The organism is Litorivivens sp. (assembly GCF_057445395.1).
On record NZ_JBVBUV010000015.1, the window covers coordinates 21301 to 44452 of the forward strand.

At 55.0% G+C, this 23152-nt stretch carries 20 protein-coding genes and 1 pseudogene; 12 read left to right on the forward strand and 9 right to left on the reverse strand.

Going from position 1 to position 23152, the window contains the following annotated elements; translation table 11 throughout:
* Positions 1-32: 32 nt before the first annotated feature.
* Positions 33-1742 carry an acyl-CoA carboxylase subunit beta gene (locus AC222A_RS06665; RefSeq protein WP_372748355.1) on the reverse strand — a complete coding sequence of 570 codons (1710 nt, stop codon included), beginning with the start codon at positions 1740-1742 and terminating at the stop codon, positions 33-35.
* A gap of 340 nt (positions 1743-2082) precedes the next feature.
* On the opposite strand from AC222A_RS06665, the gene pabB reads away from it, so the two are divergent.
* Entirely contained in the window at positions 2083-3432 is a 1350-nt protein-coding gene (gene pabB, locus AC222A_RS06670) for an aminodeoxychorismate synthase component I (RefSeq protein ID WP_372764476.1), read from the forward strand.
* Between the two features lie 41 nt (positions 3433-3473).
* Here pabB and thrH read toward each other — a convergent pair whose 3' ends face one another.
* From thrH to AC222A_RS06685, 3 genes are all read right to left on the reverse strand, one after another.
* Positions 3474-4094, reverse strand: a complete 621-nt coding sequence (gene thrH / locus AC222A_RS06675; RefSeq protein WP_372748753.1) for a bifunctional phosphoserine phosphatase/homoserine phosphotransferase ThrH — start codon at positions 4092-4094, stop codon at positions 3474-3476.
* Positions 4095-4165: 71 nt separating this feature from the next.
* Positions 4166-5140, reverse strand: a complete 975-nt coding sequence (cysB, locus tag AC222A_RS06680; RefSeq protein ID WP_486774774.1) for an HTH-type transcriptional regulator CysB — start codon at positions 5138-5140, stop codon at positions 4166-4168.
* A gap of 97 nt (positions 5141-5237) precedes the next feature.
* Positions 5238-6137 (reverse strand): 5'-nucleotidase, encoded by a 900-nt coding sequence (locus AC222A_RS06685; protein ID WP_486774775.1) that lies wholly within the window; start codon positions 6135-6137, stop codon positions 5238-5240.
* Positions 6138-6269: 132 nt separating this feature from the next.
* On the opposite strand from AC222A_RS06685, the gene alr reads away from it, so the two are divergent.
* Entirely contained in the window at positions 6270-7340 is a 1071-nt protein-coding gene (alr, locus tag AC222A_RS06690) for an alanine racemase (RefSeq protein WP_372810710.1), read from the forward strand.
* A gap of 27 nt (positions 7341-7367) precedes the next feature.
* Here alr and AC222A_RS06695 read toward each other — a convergent pair whose 3' ends face one another.
* From AC222A_RS06695 to AC222A_RS06715, 5 genes are all read right to left on the reverse strand, one after another.
* On the reverse strand, positions 7368-8717 hold the full coding sequence (locus AC222A_RS06695; protein WP_372748759.1) for an alanine/glycine:cation symporter family protein: 1350 nt from the start codon (positions 8715-8717) through the stop codon (positions 7368-7370).
* Positions 8718-8745: 28 nt separating this feature from the next.
* Positions 8746-9744 (reverse strand): D-cysteine desulfhydrase family protein, encoded by a 999-nt coding sequence (locus AC222A_RS06700; RefSeq protein ID WP_372759628.1) that lies wholly within the window; start codon positions 9742-9744, stop codon positions 8746-8748.
* Between the two features lie 53 nt (positions 9745-9797).
* Positions 9798-10133, reverse strand: coding sequence for a preprotein translocase subunit YajC (yajC, locus tag AC222A_RS06705; RefSeq protein WP_372748757.1), 336 nt, complete (start codon positions 10131-10133; stop codon positions 9798-9800).
* A 123-nt stretch (positions 10134-10256) separates the two neighbouring features.
* On the reverse strand, positions 10257-11000 hold the full coding sequence (locus tag AC222A_RS06710) for an SDR family NAD(P)-dependent oxidoreductase (RefSeq protein ID WP_372763860.1): 744 nt from the start codon (positions 10998-11000) through the stop codon (positions 10257-10259).
* 54 nt (positions 11001-11054) lie between these two features.
* On the reverse strand, positions 11055-11585 hold the full coding sequence (locus AC222A_RS06715; protein WP_372749626.1) for an AhpC/TSA family protein: 531 nt from the start codon (positions 11583-11585) through the stop codon (positions 11055-11057).
* Positions 11586-11739: 154 nt separating this feature from the next.
* Here AC222A_RS06715 and AC222A_RS06720 point away from each other — a divergent pair, with 154 nt between their 5' ends.
* The 10 genes and pseudogenes from AC222A_RS06720 (at position 11740) to AC222A_RS06765 (ending at position 23135) form a co-directional block, all read left to right on the forward strand.
* The gene (locus tag AC222A_RS06720) at positions 11740-13419 is read left to right on the forward strand and encodes a caspase family protein (RefSeq protein ID WP_372749625.1); all 1680 of its coding nucleotides are present in this window, start codon (positions 11740-11742) and stop codon (positions 13417-13419) included.
* 44 nt (positions 13420-13463) lie between these two features.
* Positions 13464-14681, forward strand: a complete 1218-nt coding sequence (locus tag AC222A_RS06725; protein ID WP_372758288.1) for an autotransporter outer membrane beta-barrel domain-containing protein — start codon at positions 13464-13466, stop codon at positions 14679-14681.
* 91 nt (positions 14682-14772) lie between these two features.
* Positions 14773-15573, forward strand: coding sequence for an alpha/beta fold hydrolase (locus AC222A_RS06730; protein ID WP_486774776.1), 801 nt, complete (start codon positions 14773-14775; stop codon positions 15571-15573).
* Positions 15574-15577: 4 nt separating this feature from the next.
* On the forward strand, positions 15578-16777 hold the full coding sequence (locus tag AC222A_RS06735) for an autotransporter outer membrane beta-barrel domain-containing protein (RefSeq protein ID WP_486774777.1): 1200 nt from the start codon (positions 15578-15580) through the stop codon (positions 16775-16777).
* Positions 16778-16807: 30 nt separating this feature from the next.
* Entirely contained in the window at positions 16808-18202 is a 1395-nt protein-coding gene (locus tag AC222A_RS06740) for a serine/threonine protein kinase (protein WP_486774778.1), read from the forward strand.
* A 290-nt stretch (positions 18203-18492) separates the two neighbouring features.
* Positions 18493-19620: pseudogene (locus tag AC222A_RS06745) on the forward strand (class I adenylate-forming enzyme family protein); the annotation flags it as partial.
* 183 nt (positions 19621-19803) lie between these two features.
* Positions 19804-20058, forward strand: a complete 255-nt coding sequence (locus AC222A_RS06750; protein WP_372758291.1) for an AMP-binding enzyme — start codon at positions 19804-19806, stop codon at positions 20056-20058.
* Positions 20051-21529 (forward strand): acyl-CoA carboxylase subunit beta, encoded by a 1479-nt coding sequence (locus tag AC222A_RS06755; RefSeq protein ID WP_486774779.1) that lies wholly within the window; start codon positions 20051-20053, stop codon positions 21527-21529. Before AC222A_RS06750 ends, AC222A_RS06755 begins: the two co-directional genes overlap by 8 nt.
* Before the next feature lie 41 nt (positions 21530-21570).
* Positions 21571-22752 (forward strand): formate-dependent phosphoribosylglycinamide formyltransferase, encoded by a 1182-nt coding sequence (gene purT / locus AC222A_RS06760; RefSeq protein ID WP_372749702.1) that lies wholly within the window; start codon positions 21571-21573, stop codon positions 22750-22752.
* Positions 22753-22754: 2 nt separating this feature from the next.
* Positions 22755-23135: a YkvA family protein gene (locus AC222A_RS06765; protein WP_372749703.1), complete on the forward strand. Its 381-nt coding sequence runs from the start codon at positions 22755-22757 to the stop codon at positions 23133-23135.
* Positions 23136-23152 lie beyond the last annotated feature (17 nt).

Below are 23152 nucleotides of genomic sequence, written 5' to 3' on the forward strand. Positions count from 1 at the left end.
CCCTTGTAATCCGGTTAGCCAGTTCTGCGACGTTAGTGGAATTCGCGTTGCGGTCCGCCCATGGGTTCGGGCTTGTAGTTCGCCAAGTGCAATTGCAATTGCTCAGCGATGACCTGTCGCAGATCCGACGGCATGACAATTTGTGAGATGGATCCGAGGCTAAGAGCCTCATTGGGGTTCATCAGCTCGCGCTCATAACGCAGGGCCAGCTCGGCTTCCTGCGCTTTTTGCCAGGCAGCCACTTCAGCTTTCGCGTCTTTCTCTGAAAGCCCTTGTTTCATGGCCTTGGCTACACGATCTTTCAGTGTGTTGCGAATAGCCCGCAGCTCATCCTTGTACACATACTCAACACCGGCCGGGCCCATCACCGCAAGGCGAGTGGTCGGCAGCGCGCAGACAAAGTCGGCGCCAGTCGGGTAGTTGTTGAAAGAGGCGTAGGCACCGCCAAAGGCGTTGCGGATGATGATCAGGAAACGCGGTGTACGCAGATCGACGATGGAGTCGAGCATGGCGCGACCGGCCTGAACAATACCGCCCTCTTCCTGCTCACGACCGGGCAGGAAGCCGGTGGTGTCTTCCATAAACATCACCGGAATATTGTAGACGTTACAGAAGCGAATAAAACGGGCGTTTTTGTAAGCCGCTCCGATATCGATCTGGCCGGAGGCCACGGCCGAGTTGTTAGCGACAAAACCCACCACGTTGCCGCCAATACGGCCAAAGGCGGTAATGGTGTTGCGGGCACGCTCGGGCTGCACTTCAAAGTAATCGCCGTGGTCACACAGTTGCTGGATGATAATGCTGATATCAAACGGCGTGTTGAAACCGGTCGGGCTGTTGAATGACTTCTTCAGCAGCAGGTCGATATCCCAGGTTTTGCGGTCAATCGGGTCCGAGGTGGGTTGGAACGGTGCCTGTGAACTATTGTTGTTTGGCAGGTAGTTCAGCAGCTGCTTGACCTTGTTCAGGGCCGCCACTTCATCGGGCACTACAAAGTCAGTTACGCCGGATTGAGAGTGAACCTTTGGCCCACCCAGATCGTCTGCAGTAACATCTTCACCGAGCACCGATTTCACAACGCCGGGGCCGGTAAGACCAAAGAACGTGTCGTTAGGCTGTACAACAAATGAGCCTTGGCGCGGCAGGTAAGCACCACCGCCGGCATTGTAGCCGAACATGCACATTATGGACGGCACCACACCATTGATTCGGCGAAGCGCGGTAAAGGCTTCAGCATAGCCATCCAGGCCGCCAACACCGGCGGGGATAAACGCACCTGCAGAGTCATTCATACCGACCAGCGGTACGCCGAGCTTGCCGGCCAGCTCAAACAGGCGAGCCAGCTTGCTACCGTTAGTGGCGTCCATTGAACCCGCACGCACGGTGAAATCGTGACCGTAAATCGCCACATCGCGGCCGTTAACCTTAATTATGCCGGTTACCAATGAAGCACCGTCCAGGTTCTTACCCCAGTTCTGGTAAAGAATCTTCGGTTCGGTACCTGCATCCTTGAGCACCTGAATGCGCTCCCAGATGGTCATGCGCTTTTTCTGGTGCTGCTTCTGAATACTCTTAACACCCGCCGCTTTATAGGGGAGCTTGAGCAATTCGTGACCCATTTTCAGGGTGGTTTCATACAGGCCCGGGTCGTAGTCGAGCTGACCGGGAACGGTAAACTCCACATCCTGGGCCTGTTCAAAAGGGTTTGTCAGTGTTGGGGCGATCTGCGATTTTTTTGTCATGCTTCCTGTCTCAGCAACTAAAGTTGAGGCTTGTATAAGCAACTGACGATGGTGGCGGGCTGGTTTCAGGTAGGCAGAAGTCGCTCACCTGCCGCTGCTATCAATACTCAGCGGCCCACTCTTTTGAATCGAAAGTTGACAAAGAACACTTTTGCATTCAAGGGCTTATGCCCGTGTTCTTCGGCTTCAGGCGGGCGACAACATTAATTGCATAGGGGGACGCTGTCAATGTACAAAGCGGACACTAAATATTGCCTTAAGTGTTAATGTCGCTGGATTTCAAGAAGTTGCGCTCGATACAATAGCCACACGCATTCAACAAACCTGTTCAAACTCTCCTATGCTTCGACTATCTGTTCGTGAACTGACCTATCAGTCCGACAGCAGCCTGCTGTTTGAACGGGTGCGTGATCTACCCTGCCCGGTCTTTCTCGACAGCGCTTGGCCATACTCGGAACGGGGCCGCTTTGACATCATTAGCGCAGCGCCATTAGACACCCTTTTCATAAATAAATCAGACAGTAAAAGAGACTTTCAAAAGTCATTCCGAGAACTGGCTGCGCTTCACAGCACCCTCCCCGCGGCCAGCTGTGACCACCCAGACCTGCCCTTTACCGCCGGCATCATTACCAGTCTGAGCTACGATGGTGGACGCTATATTGCCGGTGTAGGCAGCGCCGAGAACCCTTACCGGATGCCCGATATCTATGCCGGCCTCTACAGTTGGGCAATTATCGTTGATCACCACAACAAACAACGCTGGCTGGTGAGCCACCCCGCTACCCCGGGCAATCTGCTCACGTCGATCGAGGATCGTCTGGCATCGCTTGATGAGCCACCAGCACACCCTAGATTCTCCATTAAAGGAGAGTTTGAAACACATGTAAATTCAGAAAGATACAAAGCATTATTCAATAAAGTTAAGAGGTATATCGACAGTGGCGACAGCTACCAGATCAACCTCGCCCGCCGCTTTAGCGCCGATTACCAGGGCGACCCATGGCAGGCCTATCGCAAGCTTAGAATGATCGCGGCGGCACCTTGGTCGGCCTACCTGGAGCTCCCTGAAAGCCAGGTTCTCTGTCTTTCACCGGAACGTTTTATTGAGGTTAAAGAGCGCAAGGTCAGCACGGCCCCCATTAAAGGCACAGCACCGCGCTCGCCTATCCCCGAGCGCGATCGCGAACTGGCAGAAACGCTCGCACAAAGCGAAAAGGACCGGGCCGAAAATCTGATGATTGTTGACCTGCTGCGCAATGACATCGGCCGCTGCTGTGAACCCGGCAGTATTCGCGTAGAAAAGCTGTTCGAGTTGCAGAGCTTTCAGACAGTACACCATCTGGTGAGCACCATCAGCGGGCGGCTCGCATCGCGATACAGCACCCTGGACCTGTTGGCGGCATGCTTCCCCGGAGGCTCTATTACAGGCGCGCCAAAACGGCGGGCCATGGAAATTATTCACGAACTCGAACCCCACGACCGCTCAATCTACTGTGGTTCTATTGCCTATATTGATCTGAACGGCAATATGGACAGCAATATCGCCATTCGTACCCTGCTGTGCGAAGACGACAAAATTTATTGCTGGTCGGGCGGCGGGATCGTGGCAGATTCCGAAGTTGAGGCTGAGTTCGAGGAAACCTGGAACAAGGTGGGAGTGTTGCTAGAAAGCCTGACAGACAGACCCTGATCGGTTAGTGCCGGACGCGCTGCGTCCGGCGCTAGGCTCACTTATATCTCAAGCTCGCGATTTGAGGCTTTGAGGAATTCTTTCTTAAGATCTTCGTAGGTATGCACCGCCGGATACTGTGGAAACTCTGCGATCACATTGTCTGGCGCGTGGAACAGAATACCGGCATCGGCTTCAGCCAGCATGGTCGTGTCATTATAGGAATCACCGGCGGCTATCGTGCGGTAATACATGCTTTTAAAGCCGACAATGGCTTGCCGCTTGGGGTTGGCCTGACGCAATTTGTAGTCAGTAATCCGGCCGCTCTGCGCATCCACTTCAAGGTTATGACACAGCAGAGTCGGGTAACCCAATTGCGCCATCAGCGGCTTGGCAAACTGATAAAACGTGTCAGAAAGTATTACCACCTGAAAGCGTTCGCGCAGCCAATCAGTAAACTCGGCGGCGCCTTCAAGCGGCTTCATGGTGGCGATCACTTCCTGAATCTCGTTGAGCCCCAGCTTGTGCTCATCAAGCAAACGTAAACGCTGTTTCATCAGCACGTCGTAGTCAGGGATATCGCGGGTGGTCGCCTTCAATGCATCAATACCAGTGCGTTCGGCAAAATCGATCCAGATTTCCGGTACCAGAACCCCTTCGAGATCAAGACAGGCTATTTCCACGTGACTAATTCCCTTGCTGAAAAGGGCAGCACTCTAACCAGTTCGCCGCGTGAAAGCAACGTGAGCAGACCCTAGTACACTGGCAGCTCAATGTGCGAAAACAGCTCCTCTATCTCGCTTTTACTGTGCCGGCGATAGGCCTCGTCAACCAGATCACGTGTGAGGTGCGGGGCGAACAACTCAATAAACTCGTACATGAAACCGCGTAAGAAGGTTCCTCGCCGGAATCCAATCTTGGTCACCGAGGCATCAAACAAGTGGCTCACATCGAGCGGCACCAAATCCTTGTCGAGCTCGGGATCGTAGGCCATTTTTGCCACGATACCGATACCCAGCCCCAGCCGCACGTAGGTTTTGATGACGTCCGCATCAGCTGCGGTAAAGACCACTTTCGGGGACAGCCCTTCTTCGATAAACGCCTCGTCCAGCTTAGAGCGTCCGGTAAAACCGAAGACATAGGTCACGATAGGATATTCGGCTACATCGCTAAGCTTTAAGGTCGCTACCTGGGTCAGCGGGTGGTTTTTGGGAACCAGCACCGTCCGATTCCAGCGATAGCAAGGCATCATGATCAGGTCGCCAAACAGCTCCAGCGCTTCGGTGGCTATCGCAAAATCCACTGTCCCATCAGCTGCCAGCTCCGATATCTGCAATGGCGTACCCTGGTGCATATGCAGCGACACGTCGGGGTAGCTGCTCATAAACTTGCGAATGACTGGAGGCAGCGCATACCGGGCCTGGGTATGAGTGGTGGCAATGGACAGCGCACCCTTTCTCTCATCGCTGAACTCCTGGGCAACCTGTTTGATCCCCTCTACCTTACGCAGCACCTCGCCCGCAGCCTTCAGGATAGCCTCCCCTGCCGGCGTAATGTGTGTCAGATGCTTGCCGCTACGGGCAAAGATCTCCACGCCAAGTTCGTCTTCCAGCAGGCGAATCTGCTTACTGATACCCGGCTGGGAGGTAAACAGACTCTGTGCCGTGGCAGACACATTCAGATCGTGGTGGGCAACTTCCCAGATATAACGTAATTGCTGAAGCTTCATGGCCTGATACTTGTTTTTGATGGCACTCAGCGAAAGTGTAGTACAGTCATAAGCATGGTGTCGCTTATAACTGCAATTTCACCCATTGTTTGAAGTCTTAATCGTTGGCCACACCGTGCGGAACATGCCCGGTCGCCACGTGTTGACTGGCTGATTGGCAATGGGTTGCCTGATCGTCGAAAAATACATCAGCGCCATAGGCCTGCAGAAAGTCGCCCTTGTCCAGACCACCCAGAAACAGTGACTCGTCGATTCTGATCTTCCAATCTCGCAGTGTCAAAATCACGCGTTGATGGGCTGGCGCAGAGCGCGCGGTAACCAGCGCGGTGCGTATCGGTGACTGGTCCGGCGGGAAACTCGATTGCAGGCGATTCAGAGCCGCCAAAAATGGCTTGAACGGCCCACCTGACAGCGGCGTTCTGGCCGCAGCCCGCTCGCTGGCAGCAAAGGCCTCCAGGCCTCGCTCCTTGAAAATGCGTTCGGCCTCGTCAGAAAACAGCACTGCATCGCCGTCAAACGCAAAGCGCAGCTGGTCGGTCTCATCGATCTGGCGCTTGCCTCGCGGCAACAGTGTCGCTGCCGCCACCCCGTTATTCAGGGCGTTGCGAACATCGTCGGCGTGGGTAGATAGAAACAGGTGACAGCCGAAGGCACTGATATAGCGGTAGGGGCTTTCCCCGCCGCAAAACGCGGCCCGCGAAATCTTGAGCCCATAATGCTCAATGGAATTGAATACCCGCAGACCAGTGTCGGCCGAATTGCGCGACAACAGGATGACTTCAACGCGTTCCTCGCCAAGTCGCTCATTAATATTGAGCAGTTTCTGCACCAACGGGTATGCTTCCCCGGGTTCCAGAACCTTATCTTCGTGTTCGATCTGATACGCCTGATAGGCGTCCAGCCCCTGCTCTTCATAGACCCGATGGCTTTCGCCAAGATCAAACAGGGCGCGCGAAGAAAGTGATATCACCAGTTTCTCTTCAAAACCCTTTGGCATGGTTACCCCAAACATATCTCAGCATTGAACGCAGCATAGCGATTTTTTAATGCGCCGTGAATTCACCTGTTGCAGTAATGCGTGCGGCGCGCTACTTTCGCGGGGCCATCCGAGACCACAGCAGACTCAACAATGAACCATACGGCCTGGGCCGATATAAACCTGACCGCCCTGACCCACAATCTCGCGACCGTGCGTTCACTCGCGCCCCACTCTCGCGTTGTTGCCATGATCAAAGCTGATGCCTATGGCCATGGGCTGACTGCCATCGCCAAAGCCCTCGCCGGCAAAGCAGACAAGCTTGGCGTAGCCCGATTCCAAGAAGCGGTGGCACTGCGGGACCGCGGCATTAACAGCCCGCTGTTGCTAATGGGCACTTTGCTCAACCATGAGACCTTGCAATGGTGCGCCAACAATAACGTTGCCATTACGCTGCACGAAGGCAATCAACTGCCTCTACTGCTCACCAGCCAGCTCGATCACCCACTGGAAGTCTGGCTCAAAGCCGATACTGGCATGAACCGCCTTGGCCTCAGCGCCGATGAATTTACTCAGGCCCTGTCGAGTTTGCAAAAAGACAGCAGATTCAGGCTGAAAGCATTGACCCATTTCAGCAGTGCGGATGAATCGTCTTCGCCCATAACTCAGCAGCAGATCAAGCGTTTTGCCACACTCACCTCATTGGCTCCCGATATGGAACGCAGCCTGGCCAATTCCGCCGGCATTATTGCCTGGCCGGAAAGTCACGCCGACTGGGTCAGGCCCGGCATTATGCTGTATGGGGATAACCCCACCACGGCGATAGAGACAGATCTTAGGGCCGTCATGTCGCTGCGGGCGCGTGTAATTGCCATCAAGGACATAAGAGCGGGCGATTCGGTTGGCTATGGCGCTACCTGGACAGCCACCTCACCTTGCCGCATTGCAGCTATTGGCATTGGCTATGGCGATGGCTACCCTCGGCAAGTGGGCAACGGTTGCCCCGTGTCCATACAAGGACAGCTGTTTCCGTTGGTTGGTCGTGTGTCGATGGATATTTGCAGCGTTGATATCAGCCAGGCTGCATCGCCAATCAACGTGGGTGATGTGGCCACGATGTGGGGCGACGAACTACCCGCCGCCACGATCGCCGCGCGCGCCGGCACAATCAGCTACCACTTATTTACCGGGGTAACCCAACGCGTGCCGCGAATCTATAGTTGACCCGCCGCCGTTCAAACCTGCTCGAGCCTAGCGTGTTGTTGCCGCTGCACTGGCAAAGTACTCTCTGGTCAGCCTGAAAATTACCGGGCTTAACAATAGCAGGGCTATCAGGTTTGGCAGGGCCATCATGGCGTTCAGGGTGTCCGCCACCAGCCAGATGGTTTGCAGGTTTGCGGCCGCGCCCACCGGAATGGCGAGCACCCAGAGAATCCGGAACGGCAATTCCACTTTGACACCAAACAAATATACCAGGCAGCGTTCGCAGTAGTAGTTCCAACCCAGAATGGTGGTGAACGCAAACAGCACCAGACCAATGGTCACCACATATTCTCCACCGGGCAACGCACTACTAAAGGCCTGTGCTGACAGCGCGGCGCCGTTCAGGCCAGTACTCCAGTCTCCACTCAGCAAAATCACAAAACCGGTAATGCTGCATACTACCAAGGTATCAATAAAGGTTCCCAGCATTGCCACCATGCCCTGTTTTACCGGACTGTTGGTCTTGGCGGCAGCGTGAGCTATGGGCGCACTGCCAAGCCCTGCTTCATTACTGAAAATACCGCGCGCTACGCCAAACTGAATCGCAATCCAGATGCTGGCGCCCGCAAAACCACCCGTTGCAGCCGTGCCGGTAAAAGCGGAATCCACCACCAGCGCAATCACGCCGGGCAATTCGGTTATCGACAACAGAATGATCACCAGTCCGGCGGCCAGGTAAAGGGTCGCCATCAGCGGCACCAGCACACCGGCCACTTCAGCAATACGACGCACGCCGCCCAGGACCACAGCAGCAACGGCCACCAACAGCAGACCGCCGGTTACCCGTGGATCAACCCCAAAACTGCTTTCCATGGCGTGAGCAACCGAATTGGCCTGCACTCCATTACCGATGCCAAAACCGGCGATCGAGCCAAACACGGCAAACGCGATAGCCAACCAATGCCACCGACGGGAAAGACCGTTTTTGATGTAGTACATCGGCCCGCCGCAGTAATCACCATTGGCATCACGCTCACGAAACTGTACGGCGCACACAGCTTCTGCATACTTGGTCGCCATACCCACCAGTGCGGTACACCACATCCAGAAAAGTGCGCCCGGGCCGCCAATCGCAATGGCGGTAGCCACGCCGGCTATATTGCCGGTACCAATGGTGGCAGACAGAGACGTCATCAATGCCTGAAACGGTGTGATATCCCCCTCGCTGTCGGAGTGCCGACCGGCAAACAGCATGCGAAAGGCAGCGCCAATATTGCGCAGGGGCATGAACTTGAGACCAAGCATGAGGTACAGCCCAGTGCCCAGAATCAGCACCAGCATCGGCGCACCCCAAACCCAGCCGTTGAGCGCTGTGATTGCGCCGATCATCTGATCAATCATTGTTATACTGCACTGCCTCTATTGGTTATTCTGCGTGACTTAAAATCCCGGCGAGCTGCTCACGCTGCGGGAAAAGACCAAAACTGCCGCCGGTGTGAACAAAAACAATATTCTCGCCTACTAGTCGACCGGCGCGAATTTCTTCGATCATGCCGTGAAAAGCCTTTCCGGTGTATACCGGGTCAAGAATCAGGCCCTCCGTGCGCGCCAGCAGCGCGATGGTATGAAACACGGGCGCCTCAGCGATCGCGTAACCCGGCCCAACATACCCGTCAATGACCCGGGTATCCAGCGACTGCAGGTCATAGCCAGCCTGATAGCGGCTATTCCAGTCGGTCACGTCGGCGTGGACTTTATTCAAAAACCACGCTTCGTCATCGCAGACATTAACACCCCATACGGTCGAGCCGAGGCCATACAACTGGTTGCCCAGCGTCAGTCCGGCCTGCGTGCCCCCCGATCCGGTGGCGCAGATAATATGTTCAGGGGTCATGTTTAGGGCGATAAAATCCTGTGCCAGTTCGCGGGCAGCATTTAGGTAACCCCAAACCCCGATTCCATCAGACGCTCCGGTGGGAATAATAAAGGCGTGGCGGCCAGCGCGCGCATAGTCGCTGCGAGCCTGCTCCAACAGCGCCGACAAACGGGACTGGTATTCTCTGGCGGGATAAAAATCGATGTGGGCGCCTGCCAACACATCCAACATCAGATTGCCGTCGGGACACGCCGCCGGTTCGCCGCGCAATATCAAGTGACAGCGAAGTCCCAGTTGGGCGCAGAGCAAGGCGGTAGCGCGACAGTGGTTAGACTGCACACCGCCGCAGGTAATAATGGTATCAGCGCCCTCTTCAAGCGCCTGGGCCAGCGTAAATTCGAGCTTGCGAACCTTGTTGCCAGTTAACATGCTGCCGGTCAGATCGTCTCGTTTGACCCACAGCCTCGGCCCCAGGTTGAGAGACTCGGAGAGGCGATCCAGCGGCTGCAGTGGCGTTGGCAGCTGCGCCAACGCCAGTCGGGGTGGCATCGTCGGCAAACCGGGCGGGTTTGAAACGCGTTGCTCACTCACGCTCAGACACCTTAAATCGCTTTGATGGTGCCTTTGGGCAGCACAGCACTGATCATGACACGCTGAAACTTGAGTTCCATATTGTCAGACACCTGCAGTACTACATAATTTTCATCCAGACGCACGACCTTGCCGAGAATACCGCCGCTGGTTACCACTTCATCACCTTTGCCCAGGTTTGCCACCATCTCTGCATGCTCTTTCTGGCGTTTGCGCTGGGGGCGGATGGCCAAAAAGTAAAACAGAACAAACAGCAGCACCAGAAAACCCAGTTGAAACAGTTCGCCGCCCGGTGGGGGTTGTTGTCCGGCACTTTGGGCGTGGGCCTGGGAGATAAAAAAGCTCATTGCGATTCCTTAGATATCAAAACGTTAAAAAACCAAGCCGCGGCAGAATATACCAAGACCGCCGCAACTGGAAAGCACGCTATTGTAATCTATTCTGGCGGCCAACACCCCCGCCAGCCACAACTAGCCTGCGGAAACACCACCATCTAGCGGCATAGCCACGCCGTTGATCTGACTGGCATCGTCAGACGCCAGAAACAGTACGGTTTTGGCCACATCACCGGCTTCGGCCATTTCCCCCAGTGGCATATAGCGCGACATCAGGCTGAAATCGATATCCTCGGGTGCCGAAAAATTCTTCGCCAGATCAGTCTGCACCCCACCTGGACACACGGCATTGCAGCGTACACCTTGCTTGACGTATTCCAGCGCAATGGATTTTGTGAGCATGATGACTGCACCTTTGGTGGCGCAGTAGGCTGAGGTGTAGGCCTGCCCCATCAAGCCTGCGATGGACGACATGTTGACAATATTACCTTTCGACTTCACCAGATGGGGCAATGCTGCACGCGATAGATACACAACACTGGATACATTGATGTTCAGAATTTTGTGCCACTGATCATCGGTGATTTCGTGGAAGTGGTGAGTCAGCGCAATCCCCGCGATATTGCACAGCACATCCAGGCCTCCCAACTGATCAACCGCATCAGCAACCGCTGCAGTGCAGGCAGTAGCGTCGCTTACATCTAGCACTGAGCAAAAAACACGGGCATCCAGCGAATCTGCTACGGCTTTGAGTCCCGCTGCATTCATATCACACAGATACAATGACGCGCCCTCTTGTGCGAAATGCTCAGCACAGGCTCGCCCGATACCCGATGCAGCGCCGGTGACCAGCACTCGCTTCCCCGAAAATCGTTCCATCAGATTCTGTTACCTCCATCTACGTTAAAAATGTAAACCACCGGTCGTAAGGTATTACTCGGCCGATGCGTGTTGCGCTATCGCCGCTAGCACTTCGTCATCACCAGGCAGGTCACCAGAATCGCGCTGACTGTACCGAAACAGCACCTCACCAGCACTCGACAGCAGCACCACACCACCAAGCTGCCGGACATCCTTACCGGGCTTGCGCACGTCACGCATTCGCTGTAGCGCCCGCACCGGCTGGCGCAGTATCGGCCCCAAGGTGACCTGCCACCAGTTGCCACGAGGCATTTCAAGTAGACGGTAGAGATTCAGCGAGGGTTCACCATAAACGGGAAAATGCAGATCAAGCTCCTGCTCCATCAACACCGCGTCGCGGCCGTCATTCTGACAGACACCTACGACCTCACAGCCTGCGGCACGAATATCACCTAGAATTCCCTCGGTAACCACCAAATGCTCCCGGCAAACCGGGCACCCGCTATGCCTTAGTAGTACCAGTAAGGTGAGACCGGATGAAAGCAAATTGCCCAACCGGGTAGTGGCTTCCCCGCGAAACACATTGATATTATTAATATTCATCGATTTTTTTATTTTGCTTCCGCACTGCGCAGGGCACATCAGTGTAGCCCGCGCTTGCAGCCATGCTTGAATGTCGGGGTAGAATGCACCAAACTACCGATTGGCGGTGCTAAAATCTCGTTAATAATTCGCACCACTCAAAAGGTGTCCGGCCATGAACGTTCTCATACCTCTCAGCCGTACAAGCTTGGCAGGGATAGCCTCATTGTTCCTCTTGGCCTGCAGCTCTACCGGCCCCCAGAACTCCTCTGCCAATCCCCCTTCGCAGGAAGACCTGATTTCAGGCATGCATATAGTTGATTGTCTGCTGCCTGGCCAGGTGCGCAGCCTCGGCAACCAGACCTATCTCACGGCACGTCGCCCGATCAAAACAACAGCGTCCGATTGCAACATCCGCGGTGGCGAATACGTCGCCTACGATCGTGCAGATTATAAGTCGGCGCTGAATGTATGGATGGCAGCAGCCAAGGCGGGCGATCCAGAAGCCCAGGTCAATGTTGGCGAAATTTTTGAAAAAGGCCTGGGCGCTGCTCCCAATTATGAAGCGGCGGCCATCTGGTATGAAAAGGCGGCGGCCCAAGGAAATGAACGCGCACTGTTCAATCTTGGCACGCTCTACGAACAGGGGCTTGGCGTCGAAGCTAACAAACTCAAGGCGCTCAACCTTTATCGCCAGGCCTGGGGCCTGCCCGAAGACAGCGTGATTTTTCAGGAGACTGCACGCAAAGAACAAGAGGCATTGCGAGCCAGTCTGAATCAGGAGCTGCAATCCAAAGAAACACAGGTCCGGTTGCTGCAAAAGCAAATAGACAGCCTGCAACAAAAATTGAGGTCCGCTCAGCAAAGTAGCGCTGCCACAGAAACGCCACAGCAACGCGATCTGCGCGTTGAACTAGAATCACTGCAACAACTCGTAGCCAGCCTTCAATCGTCAAAACAAACAGTTTCGATGCAACTTGCAGCGCTGCCCAACGATGGGCCGAAACTGCGCACGGCATCGGCTGCAACACCAGGCGCTTTGGTACAAACTCAGCGCTCCACCAGTGACGAGGTCACTCCACTGATGATCGGCGATATGAATTTTGGTCGCTACTACGCACTGATCATAGGCAACAAGCAATACCAGTCACTGATTAGCCTCGATACGCCGTGGAATGACGCCAAGGAGCTAGGCCGCATACTACAAGACATGTATGGCTTTCAGGTTGAGATGCTGCTCGATGCAGATAGATTCAGCATTATGAAAGCCATCAATGACCTGCATGACAAACTCGGCGAAAACGACAACCTGCTGATTTACTATGCGGGTCACGGCAACCTGATTGATGTGGGTGAACGTAACACCGGCTACTGGCTGCCAGTGAATGCGGATCCCCCCCCTAACGACGCCTTCTGGGTACCCAATGAATTTGTCACCAATCATCTAGGGCGACTCAAAGCCAAACGGGTTCTCGTTGTTGCCGATTCCTGCTATGGCGGACTGCTGTCCAATTCTCCGGGACACCTGTTTTTTGGAAACAGTGGCAATAACAACAAACTGGAATACATTCGCTACAAACTCCCCAAACGTTCGCGCCTTCTGCTCTCCTCCGGTGGTGATAAACCGGTTATCGATGCCGGCGGCCAGGGCCACTCGGTATTTGCACGCGAGCTGATCGAAGCACTCAGAAACAACAGCCAAGTGTTATCAGCACCTGACCTATTTATGACGATCAAGGAGCCGGTTTCGCAACGTGCGCTGGCCAATAATTTCAATCAGGCACCGGTTTACAAAAGCATCAAGGGCGCCGGACACGAAGTCGGCGATTTCTTCTTTATTCCCAGAGCCAATTAATCAAAACCGGCAAGCCATAACAAAATGAAAAAGTGAGGCAAGCGATGAATCTGGTCAAGAGTGGCACCATTCTTGGCGCACTGCTGTTCTGCACGGTGTTTGCAATGAATGCTAACAGTGCGACAACCGAAAACCGGAGCGGTACCTGCTGTACCCAAAGCGCCGGTGAGCCCTCCCCTGCTCCGCGAAGTGATGAACCGGAAACCCGCAACAGCTGCGAAACCCAAGAAGCAGGCAGCGCCGAATGCCCTAGCCAAACAAGCTCAAGCGTGAGCACCCAGAGCGTCGACTTTGTCAGCGGTTTAAGCACCAAAATTTCGATTCAACGCAGCGGCTTTGGGCGTTACTCCCGTCCCGGCAGCCGGCAAAAAGCAGCGACCAGCGGTCGCTCACTGGGTAGTGGCGCCAGCGCTGATACCGACAGTGACATCACTTTGAGCGGCCGATTGTCACCGTTTGTCGTAGTTGATCACAGCGAAAATGAACGACGCGCGACCAATGCCGGCCTTGCCTATAAACAGGATCTCGATGCGGTGATTCTCGGCACCGACTTTCGGGTGAGCAATGATCTTATTATGGGCGCCACATTGAACTATCTGAAATCGGATACAGATTTCGCCAATAATCGCGGCCATTCTGAAAGTGATAATTACGTCGCTGGACTGCACGCCTCCCACTATATCGGCAATCTCTATCTTGATGCGTTGTTGACCTACGGGAAACTGGATATCGACATCAGCCGTATCGATGCGTTAGGCAACCGCTATGACAGCGAAACCGAAGGTGCCTTTCATTCCGCAGAACTGGCCACGGGCTACAACGCAACACATCGGGGCTGGGGTTTCACACCTTCTGTTCGCTTACTGCATCTGCGGGGAAGCCTTGATGGATACGGGGAGGTCGATATTAACAGTGGTGGGCAGGCTAATAATTTCCAGCGCCAGTATTTCGAATCCTTGAATGCCCGCGCAGCCTTGCAAGTGGATTACGCCATGTTGAAAAACTGGGGCGTATTGGTTCCCTCTCTCTATTTCGCTTACCATCACGAATACATTGGCGCAGAAACCACCCGCAGCCAAACCACTTTTGGCACCCTGACACAAACCACGGACGATCCGGCGAGAAATTATCGCATGGGGCGGTTGAATCTGGCCGCACAGTTCAAGCGTGGTCTGTCAGGCTTTCTCAGTTACGAGCGACTGATTGATCACGAATACTTTGACAGAGATACCGTTACCCTGGGCGTTCGTTACGAAATGTAGGCGGCGATTTGCCCTGCTGGTAAGTGTCTGCCTGATAACCGCATGCGCCACCCTATCAGATCAGACACTGCGTTTTGCGCAGAGGCAAGGCATGGCCACACAAATTGTTGCCGGTAAAGGCTTCGATCACCGGGTGTTCACGCAGCATACGCTGCCGAACGATAGCCTGCATATATACATTGAAGGTGACGGCAGCCCCTGGATTGGTGGAAACACCGTTGCTGCAGACCCCACACCAAGGAACCCTCTCGCCCTGCGGTTGATGGCAAAATCGCCCTATAACAGCGTCTATATTGGTCGCCCTTGCTACTTTGACCAGATTACCACCAAGCTTTGTGAACCGCGTTATTGGACCTCTGCCCGTTATAGCGAGGCCGTTGTTAACAGTATGCTTGCCGTCATTGAACGGTTGCGTCTTCAGGGTCAGCGTCTCGTGCTTATTGGTTACAGCGGCGGCGCAACCCTGGCCACACTGTTGACTGAGCGGCTGGACGGCGACCTCGTACTTATTACGGTCGCCGGCAATCTCGATATCGACCGCTGGACTAGCCATCACGGCTATCTACCGTTACACGAATCCCTTAACCCGGCAAAAACTGTTTCGCTCAAGGGTGTGCGCCATATGCACCTTGCTGCCGAACACGACCGGGTAATACCCAAAGAGCAGATTAAGTCTTTCGCAAAAAGCCACGGCGGTGAATTTCAGGTTTTTGAATCCTACAACCATCGCTGTTGTTGGCTTGAACACTGGCCCGATCTGCTTAAAACCCTGCTGGCAGAAGACAAATACTTTCCGCAGACAACATCGGCGTCCGACAAGCATTGGGTGAGACAATCTATCGGGGCCCAGCACCACGTACCTAAGGCAGCTGCCGTTGGCAGCCAGGAATAGAACCATGAAAAAACACGGACGCTACCTGTTCGGGATCGTCAGTTGCCTGTTGTGCATCAGCCTGGCTCAGGCACAAACCGGCGCAACGGGCTCCAACGGAGATGGTCACAATGTGCCGCCCCCTTCCCAACCATCAAACACCTCTGATGCACCGGCCTGCAAAAACGACTGCAAAAAGGAGGAAGAAGTATCCAGTTTCGAGTCCGTAAAGGGCTCGGCCGTTACCAGCAGCAAATCTGTCAGCACAGCGGTCGGAACTATGGGGCGCGCATTGCGCAGTCAATCAAGACCAAGCGGTAGCCCTTCTGGTCAAAAATCAAATAGCAACCAAGGCAACAGAAGAGAAAAAGGCGGCGGCGCCAGCGCCGATTCGATTACCGACAGCGGAAGGCTGTCGCCCTTTATTATTATCAATGGTGCCGAGACCGACAAACGCGAGACAAGCAAAGGCGTCGCTTTTGAGCAAACAGAAAAGTCGCTGCTTATTGGCGCTGATTACAGGCTAAACGCTGACCGCATCCTAGGTGGCGTGGCCTCATACAGTGATGGCGACACCGACCTTCAGGCCAATCTCGGCGAATCCGCGACCGAAAGCTATCTGCTGGGTGCGTATGCCTCTCAGTATTGGGGGGGGATCTATCTCGACGCCTTTATTGGCTACGGCGAGCTCGACATTGAATCGGAACGTGGGGCTTCGGGCAACCGGCTGCATGGCAGTACCGACGGCAATTTTCACACCGCAGACCTTTCGCTTGGCATCAACCATCACATGCAGGCCTTATCGGTGTCACCCGCAGTTCGCTTATCACACACACGAGGCAAGATAAATCGCTATACGGAAACCGCTGCGGGAACAGCCACACCCACCACCTTCAATACACAAACGTTTGAATCACTTAACGCCTCGGCAAGTATCAGTGTCAGTTATGCGACTCCCACGGACTGGGGTGTGTTGATACCCACAGCCACCTTTGCCTATATCCACGAATATATTGGCGCCCAATCGATCGAAACGTCTGCCGCCGGGCAGGCTCAGGTACAGATAACAGAAGCTCCGGTTAAGAACTATAAAGATATCGAACTGAGCCTTGTGGCCCAATTTCGACGCGGCGCCTCAGCATTTTTCAGCTACGCTGTTTACGCCGACAACGAGCTCTTCGACCGCGAAAGCATTAATCTGGGGATTCGCTATGAGCTGCCCTGACCACTTACTGCAGGGGAATACCCGCATCCTATGAACGACGATAAAACTCAGATCAGCAACCAGCAGCCCAACGACTCGACGCAAGTGTCTGATGCCAGCGAGGTCATCGACACGACGGAAGTTGTTTCCACTGAAAAGGACAACACACTGGCGCACACCGGCCAGCAAGACGGCGCCAGTGAGGGTGGCATTACCCAGCTCCAACCGGGCTATTCACTAAAAGATCGGTTTGAACTGGGCGAGAAGTTAGGCGAAGGCGGCATGGGAGCGGTATTCCGGGCCACTGACTTGCGCAGGGTCGAGACCGGAAACAGCGATCCCACGGTCGCCATCAAGGTTATCACTGGTGATTTCGCGAGAGATTCCCGTGCATTTGTTGCCCTGCAGCGAGAAACGGACAAATCCCAGACCCTCGCTCACCCCAATATCATCACCGTTTACGACTTCGATCGGGACGGGGCTATTTTCTTTATGACGATGGAATCGCTCAGCGGCAATACGCTGGACGGTTACATCGGCAATCATCCCGACAAAGCCGCCTGGGCTACAACCGTTGGTTACATACAGGATCTGGCTAGCGCTATCGGATACGCCCACAAGAAGGGTATCGTGCATTCGGATCTAAAACCCGCCAATATCTTCATCACAGCAGACAACGTGCTTAAGGTGCTGGATTTCGGGATTGCCCGCGCCTATTCAGCGATAGAAGGCGAGAAAACCGCAGCAGACCCCGACGAAATATCAGGGCTGACCCCCAGCTACGCCAGTTACGAAATGTTTGAGCGCCAGCCGCCCCACCCTGCAGACGATGTCTACGCGCTGGGCCTGATCGCCTATGAAATGCTGACAGGTCAACATCCCTTTGACCGGAAAAGCGCGCCGCGCGCGCAGTCTCAGGGCATGAAGCCCCAGCGAATCAAAGGCCTTCCCGGCTACCAATGGAAAGCCATAGCCAGGGCACTGGAATTTCGCCGCGAGGATCGCTGGCAGAATGCAGAAGAGTTCCGCAAACAATTTTCCGGCAGTGGTCGCCGCGTCAAGCAACTGGCGAGCGCCCTTGCGGTTGTCATCATCGCCTTTGGTGCTTACCTGGTTTTATTTCAACCTGAAGCCGGGCCAGACATACCCTTTGATGAACTCCCGGCCGAGACCCAGGAGGCCGTTATTGAGAATCTCAATGAGGGCAAGCAGGCGCTGGGCTTTGGCGATATCAACGGCGCGCTGTTTTATCTGGACAAAGCGTATGCGTTGCATCCACGTAACCCGGATGTGGTACAGGCAATAGACGCTCTGATCGCCGAGTTACTGGTCATTATGGAAAATAGCCCTGTCGGCGAGCAGCGGCAGCAGGTAAGCGAACTCCTAAAATACCCCTCGCTAAGCCAGAACCGAGCACTACAGAATAAACAGAAATCGCTTAATTGACAGGCACCGCGCCTAGCTTTCCGGTTCAGGGTACGCCATTCGGGGTACCCAGGCCGACTTTCCCGGCGCGTGCATAGACCCGCCTGTATCGGCCGCCTTATCATGGGCGATTAATCAAAACGTACAACACCAGCTTTGCTCAGGAATTGTTCATGACCGATATCGTCAACCGCTTAAACGAATCCGCCAAACAACTCATGCAGCCTGGCTCGCCCTTTGAGCTCGGTGAACAGACTATAAACGGCATACCCTTCACCGTTTACAAAAACTGTCCGACCACCGTCAAGGAAATGCTGGACGTCGGCCGCGCCCATGGTGACGCGGTGTTTATTGTCTATGAGGGCGAACAGCTAACCTTCAGTGACTATTTTCGTCAGGTTGACGCGTTGACCCATCAACTGGTAGAGCGTTACGGCATTCAAAAAGGCGACCGTATCGCCGTCGCGATGCGCAATTACCCGGAGTGGATGATTGCCTTTACCGCCATTGTCTCTCTGGGCGCCATCGTGGTGCCGCTCAATTCCTGGGGACAGCGCGCTGAGCTGGAATATGGCCTGGTAGACTCTGGCGCCAGTGTGGTGTTCTGCGACGAGCAGCGCTATCGGTTTGTTGCTGACCTTCTGCCTGACATCGGCGTAAAAGCCGTTGTTACGCGCACCCAGGACACCCTCGGGGATAATGCCGAGCATTATGCTGATTTCATCGAGGACGGGCTGGGCAAAACCGCGCCAACCTTTGCCTGTGATGCCGATGACCCGGTGATGATCATGTATACCTCTGGTACCACCGGCAAACCCAAAGGTGCTTTAAGCAGTCACCGAAATATCGTTCAGGCGCTGATCAACTTCGAATTTCACGCTGCCTGTTCCGCCATGGCCAACCCCAAAGCGGTTGAAATCATGATGAGTTGCGGATTTGCTCCAACCTCCCTGCTGGCGGTTCCGCTGTTTCACGTTTCTGGTTGTCACGCCCTATTCCTGCTGTCTCTGCGCGGTGGTCGCCGTATTGTCATGATGTACAAATGGGATCCGGGCCAAGCCCTGAAATTGATAGAACAGGAACGCATCACCATTATAAGTGCCGTGCCTTCGATGGTGATAGACGTGCTTGAACACCCAGAGTTCGATAGCACCGACACCTCCAGCCTGATCTCCATAGGCGGTGGCGGCACCGCGTGCCCGCCCAAATTCAACCGCCTGTTGAACGAAAAAATCGAGCACCCTTACGCCGGGTCCGGCTATGGCATGACGGAGTCCAACGCCACCTGCTCCAATTGCACCGGCGAAGCGTTTCAATACAAACCGCGCAGCGCCGGCACCCTGTCGCCCATAGTGCAATTCAAGACGGTGGACGAACAGGGGCGCGAATTACCGCGAGGTGAAACCGGGGAGGTCTGGATCAAATCGCCCACCAATGTCAGCGAATACTGGAAAAAGCCCGAAGCCAGCGCGGAGACTTTTCACGATGGCTGGATTGCCACTGGCGATATCGGTTTTATCGATGAAGAAAACTTTGTCTTCATTGTCGACCGCGCTAAGGACATGGTGATCCGCGGCGGCGAAAACATCGCCTCAGCCGAAGTAGAAGGCTGCGTACTGGAAATGCCCGAAGTGCACGAAGTTGCCGCGTTCGGCATTCCCCACGATACGCTGGGTGAAGAACTGGCCGTTGCCATTACCCCAAACTCGGGCGCAAGCGTGGATGCTGCTGCCGTACAAGCTCATGTGAAATCTCGCCTGGCGGGTTTCAAGGTACCGAGCTACGTCTGGGTTCGTGACCAAGAAATGCCACGCAACGCTACGGGCAAAATACTCAAAAAACAGCTGCAGCAAGACTACCTCGCACAGCATGGCTGAGATCCCCGACGACTGGAAAGCGCTGCTTGAGGAATTTGAGCAGCGCCAACAGGCCGGCCGCCGTATGGGTGGCCCGGAGAAACTCGCTAAGCGACAGAGCCAGGGCAAGCTGAATGCCCGTGAGATAATTGCCCTGCTGGTCGATGACGCCAGTTTTATGGAGCTGGGGACGCTTGTTGGCGGCGTCAGTTACCACGGTGAAGATACCCTGCCCTGTGACGGTATTATTGGTGGAACCGCAACGATCGATGGCCGCCCAGTTGTCGTGGCTTGCGAAGACTTTACTGTAAAGGGCGGCTCCATTGGCCACGGCGCCAACGCCAAACGCGTTCGCTATGCGCGGCTGGCAGCCCAAGAAAAGATTCCCTACGTGCTTTTACTCGATGGCGCAGGCGCCAGAGCAACCAATGCTCTCGAACGGCACCCCTATGCGCCCAACGACATGATCGAAATTGCCCGGCTCAACGACATTGCGCCCACCATCGCCGGGGTTGTCGGCTCCAGTGCAGGTCACAGTGCCATCAGCGGCCTGCTGATGGACCTTGTTGTGATGACCGCTGATGCCACGCTGTTTGCCGCAGGACCACCGCTGGTGGAGGCAGCCACCGGTGAGAAAGTTACCAAGGAAGCTCTCGGTGGCGCGCAGATGCATACCCGTCACAGTGGTGTGGCGCATAATCTGGCTACCGATGAGGCCGACTTGTGCGCGCAGATTCGTCGGTTATTGAGTTACCTACCCGCCAACGCTCACAGTGCCGCGCCAAAAACTACGACCGATATTGCGCCGCGCGAACTTAACGATATTCTCCACACACTGCCGCGCAATACACAAATTCCGTACGACATCCGCAAGGTGATCGGCGAACTGCTGGATCGCGACAGTTTCTTTGAACTACAGCCCGACTACGGCCGCTCAATGATCACTGGTGTGGGTCGACTCGGCGGCCATGCAATAGCAGTGATAGCCAATCAACCCAGTGTGATGGCCGGTACAATTACGGCCGAGGCCGCTAACAAGGCGACCCACCTTATCAAGCTCGCTGATCGCTTTAATCTCCCGGCTCTTTTCCTCGCTGATAATCCCGGTATCATGTCGGGCAGTCAGGCTGAACAGGCTGGCACACTGCGCGCAGCGGCAGAGATGTATCGCGCCCAGACCCGTTTTCGCCCGGCGAAACTGCACGTTACCCTGAGAAAAGCATTTGGCTTTGGCAGCTCACTGATGGCCATGAACCCGTTTGACGGGCAAACCATCAGTTTGGCGTTACCGGGCGTGATGCTCGGGGGCATGCCCACTCGCGGCGGCGACACAGCCGCTGGCATGGACCCGGAAACGGCGGCGAAAATGCAGGCGCTGGAATCCAGCGCGTCATGGAGTACAGCCGATACCATGGCCTTTGACGAGATTGTAGATCCACGACAACTGCGAAATGCGCTGTTGCAAGGATTGCGCACAGCCATCAATCACTGAGCACAGGGCTGGCTACCCACGGCAAAAACCAAGGAATAGATATGACTTCGATTGGCACGCCCTTTTCCAAAACGGCAAAACGCGTTCTTCTACTCGGTTCCGGCGAACTCGGAAAAGAGGTGGCAATCGAACTGCAACGTTTTGGTGTCGAAGTCATAGCCGCCGATCGCTACGACAACGCCCCGGCAATGCAGGTAGCCGACCGCTCATACACCCTTTCCATGTTGGACGGTGAAGCTCTCGAAGCGATTGTCCGTAAGGAACAACCCCACCTGATCGTACCGGAAATCGAAGCGATCGCTACGGAGCGACTGGTCGCGCTCGAAGAAGAAGGTTTCACGGTGGTGCCCACCGCCAAGGCGGCTCAACTGACCATGAACCGCGAAGGTATCCGCCGTCTGGCCGCCGAACAGCTGCGCATTCCAACCTCGCCCTTTCGTTTTGCCGACACGCTCTCAGATTACCGCCAGGCGGTGAGTGAAATTGGTTTGCCGTGCGTCATCAAACCCATTATGAGCTCCTCTGGCAAAGGTCAGAGCCTGGTCCGCAGTGAGGCTGATATCGATGCAGCGTGGCAATACGCCCAGGAAGGTGGACGCGCTGGTGCTGGCCGGGTCATTGTAGAAGGTTTTGTAGAATTCGATTACGAAATCACACTACTCACCGTGCGCCATCGCGACGGTGTCAGTTTTTGCGACCCTATCGGCCATCGGCAGGAAGACGGTGACTACCAGGAATCTTGGCAGCCCCAGCCGATGTCTGGCGTGGCACTTGAGAAAAGCCGGCAAATCGCAGCGCGCGTCACCGAAGCGCTCGGCGGCTGGGGCATCTTTGGTGTTGAGCTATTCATCAGCGGCGACGAAGTCTATTTCAGTGAGGTGTCACCACGCCCACACGACACCGGGCTAGTCACTCTGATTTCACAAAACCTCTCTGAATTTGCCTTACACGCCCGAGCGATACTCGGCCTGCCAATTCCCGCCATCAGACAATATGGACCCTCCGCGTCGGCGGTACTACTGGTCAGCGGTCAGTCATCGGCTGTGAAGTTTTCCGGGCTCGACAAAGCCTTGTCAGAACCCGACACCGATCTGCGACTGTTCGGCAAACCGGAAGTTTCTGGCAAGCGCCGGATGGGCGTGGCGCTGGCGCGTGACACCAGTATTAGCGCTGCCCGGGACAAGGCCAGCAATGCCAGCAAAGCGATAACTGTGACGCTGTAGCAATGAGTGCTAATAACCGATTGGAAAGGGATGCCGCCAATGTTAAGCAAGCTGACGTAACCCGCCTGCTATCGCGCTGGCCAAAGCTTGAACAAATGGTCCGTGACAACAAACGACTGCAACCCTTTATCGAGGACGTCAATCTCGCCTATCAGTTATTGGGAGATTACAGCAGCCGCCGCTACCGGGAAATTCCATGGCGCAGTATAGCCGCCATCGTCGCCGCCCTGCTCTACGTATTAAACCCGCTGGATATGTTGCCAGACATGATACCCATGTTCGGCCTGGTCGACGACGCCAGTGTGCTCGCCCTGTGCTGGAGCATGGTTCGCAAAGACCTGGATCAGTACCGAGCCTTTCTAGAACAGCATCCGCCGGGCTGATACACCACCGTGCAGAA

Excerpts from the sequence above, each read along its gene's own strand:
- AC222A_RS06685 (WP_486774775.1), bottom strand. The coding sequence starts at position 6,137 with ATGCCAAAGGGTTTTGAAGAGAAACTGGTGATATCACTTTCTTCGCGC.
- AC222A_RS06730 (WP_486774776.1), top strand. The coding sequence starts at position 14,773 with ATGGCCACACAAATTGTTGCCGGTAAAGGCTTCGATCACCGGGTGTTC.
- AC222A_RS06735 (WP_486774777.1), top strand. The coding sequence starts at position 15,578 with ATGAAAAAACACGGACGCTACCTGTTCGGGATCGTCAGTTGCCTGTTG.
- AC222A_RS06740 (WP_486774778.1), top strand. The coding sequence starts at position 16,808 with ATGAACGACGATAAAACTCAGATCAGCAACCAGCAGCCCAACGACTCG.
- AC222A_RS06755 (WP_486774779.1), top strand. The coding sequence starts at position 20,051 with ATGGCTGAGATCCCCGACGACTGGAAAGCGCTGCTTGAGGAATTTGAG.
- AC222A_RS06715 (WP_372749626.1), bottom strand. The coding sequence starts at position 11,585 with ATGAATATTAATAATATCAATGTGTTTCGCGGGGAAGCCACTACCCGG.
- AC222A_RS06750 (WP_372758291.1), top strand. The coding sequence starts at position 19,804 with ATGCCCGAAGTGCACGAAGTTGCCGCGTTCGGCATTCCCCACGATACG.
- yajC (WP_372748757.1), bottom strand. The coding sequence starts at position 10,133 with ATGAGCTTTTTTATCTCCCAGGCCCACGCCCAAAGTGCCGGACAACAA.
- cysB (WP_486774774.1), bottom strand. The coding sequence starts at position 5,140 with ATGAAGCTTCAGCAATTACGTTATATCTGGGAAGTTGCCCACCACGAT.
- AC222A_RS06725 (WP_372758288.1), top strand. The coding sequence starts at position 13,464 with ATGAATCTGGTCAAGAGTGGCACCATTCTTGGCGCACTGCTGTTCTGC.
- AC222A_RS06665 (WP_372748355.1), bottom strand. The coding sequence starts at position 1,742 with ATGACAAAAAAATCGCAGATCGCCCCAACACTGACAAACCCTTTTGAA.
- pabB (WP_372764476.1), top strand. The coding sequence starts at position 2,083 with ATGCTTCGACTATCTGTTCGTGAACTGACCTATCAGTCCGACAGCAGC.
- AC222A_RS06710 (WP_372763860.1), bottom strand. The coding sequence starts at position 11,000 with ATGGAACGATTTTCGGGGAAGCGAGTGCTGGTCACCGGCGCTGCATCG.
- purT (WP_372749702.1), top strand. The coding sequence starts at position 21,571 with ATGACTTCGATTGGCACGCCCTTTTCCAAAACGGCAAAACGCGTTCTT.
- AC222A_RS06720 (WP_372749625.1), top strand. The coding sequence starts at position 11,740 with ATGAACGTTCTCATACCTCTCAGCCGTACAAGCTTGGCAGGGATAGCC.
- alr (WP_372810710.1), top strand. The coding sequence starts at position 6,270 with ATGAACCATACGGCCTGGGCCGATATAAACCTGACCGCCCTGACCCAC.
- AC222A_RS06765 (WP_372749703.1), top strand. The coding sequence starts at position 22,755 with ATGAGTGCTAATAACCGATTGGAAAGGGATGCCGCCAATGTTAAGCAA.
- AC222A_RS06700 (WP_372759628.1), bottom strand. The coding sequence starts at position 9,744 with ATGCCACCCCGACTGGCGTTGGCGCAGCTGCCAACGCCACTGCAGCCG.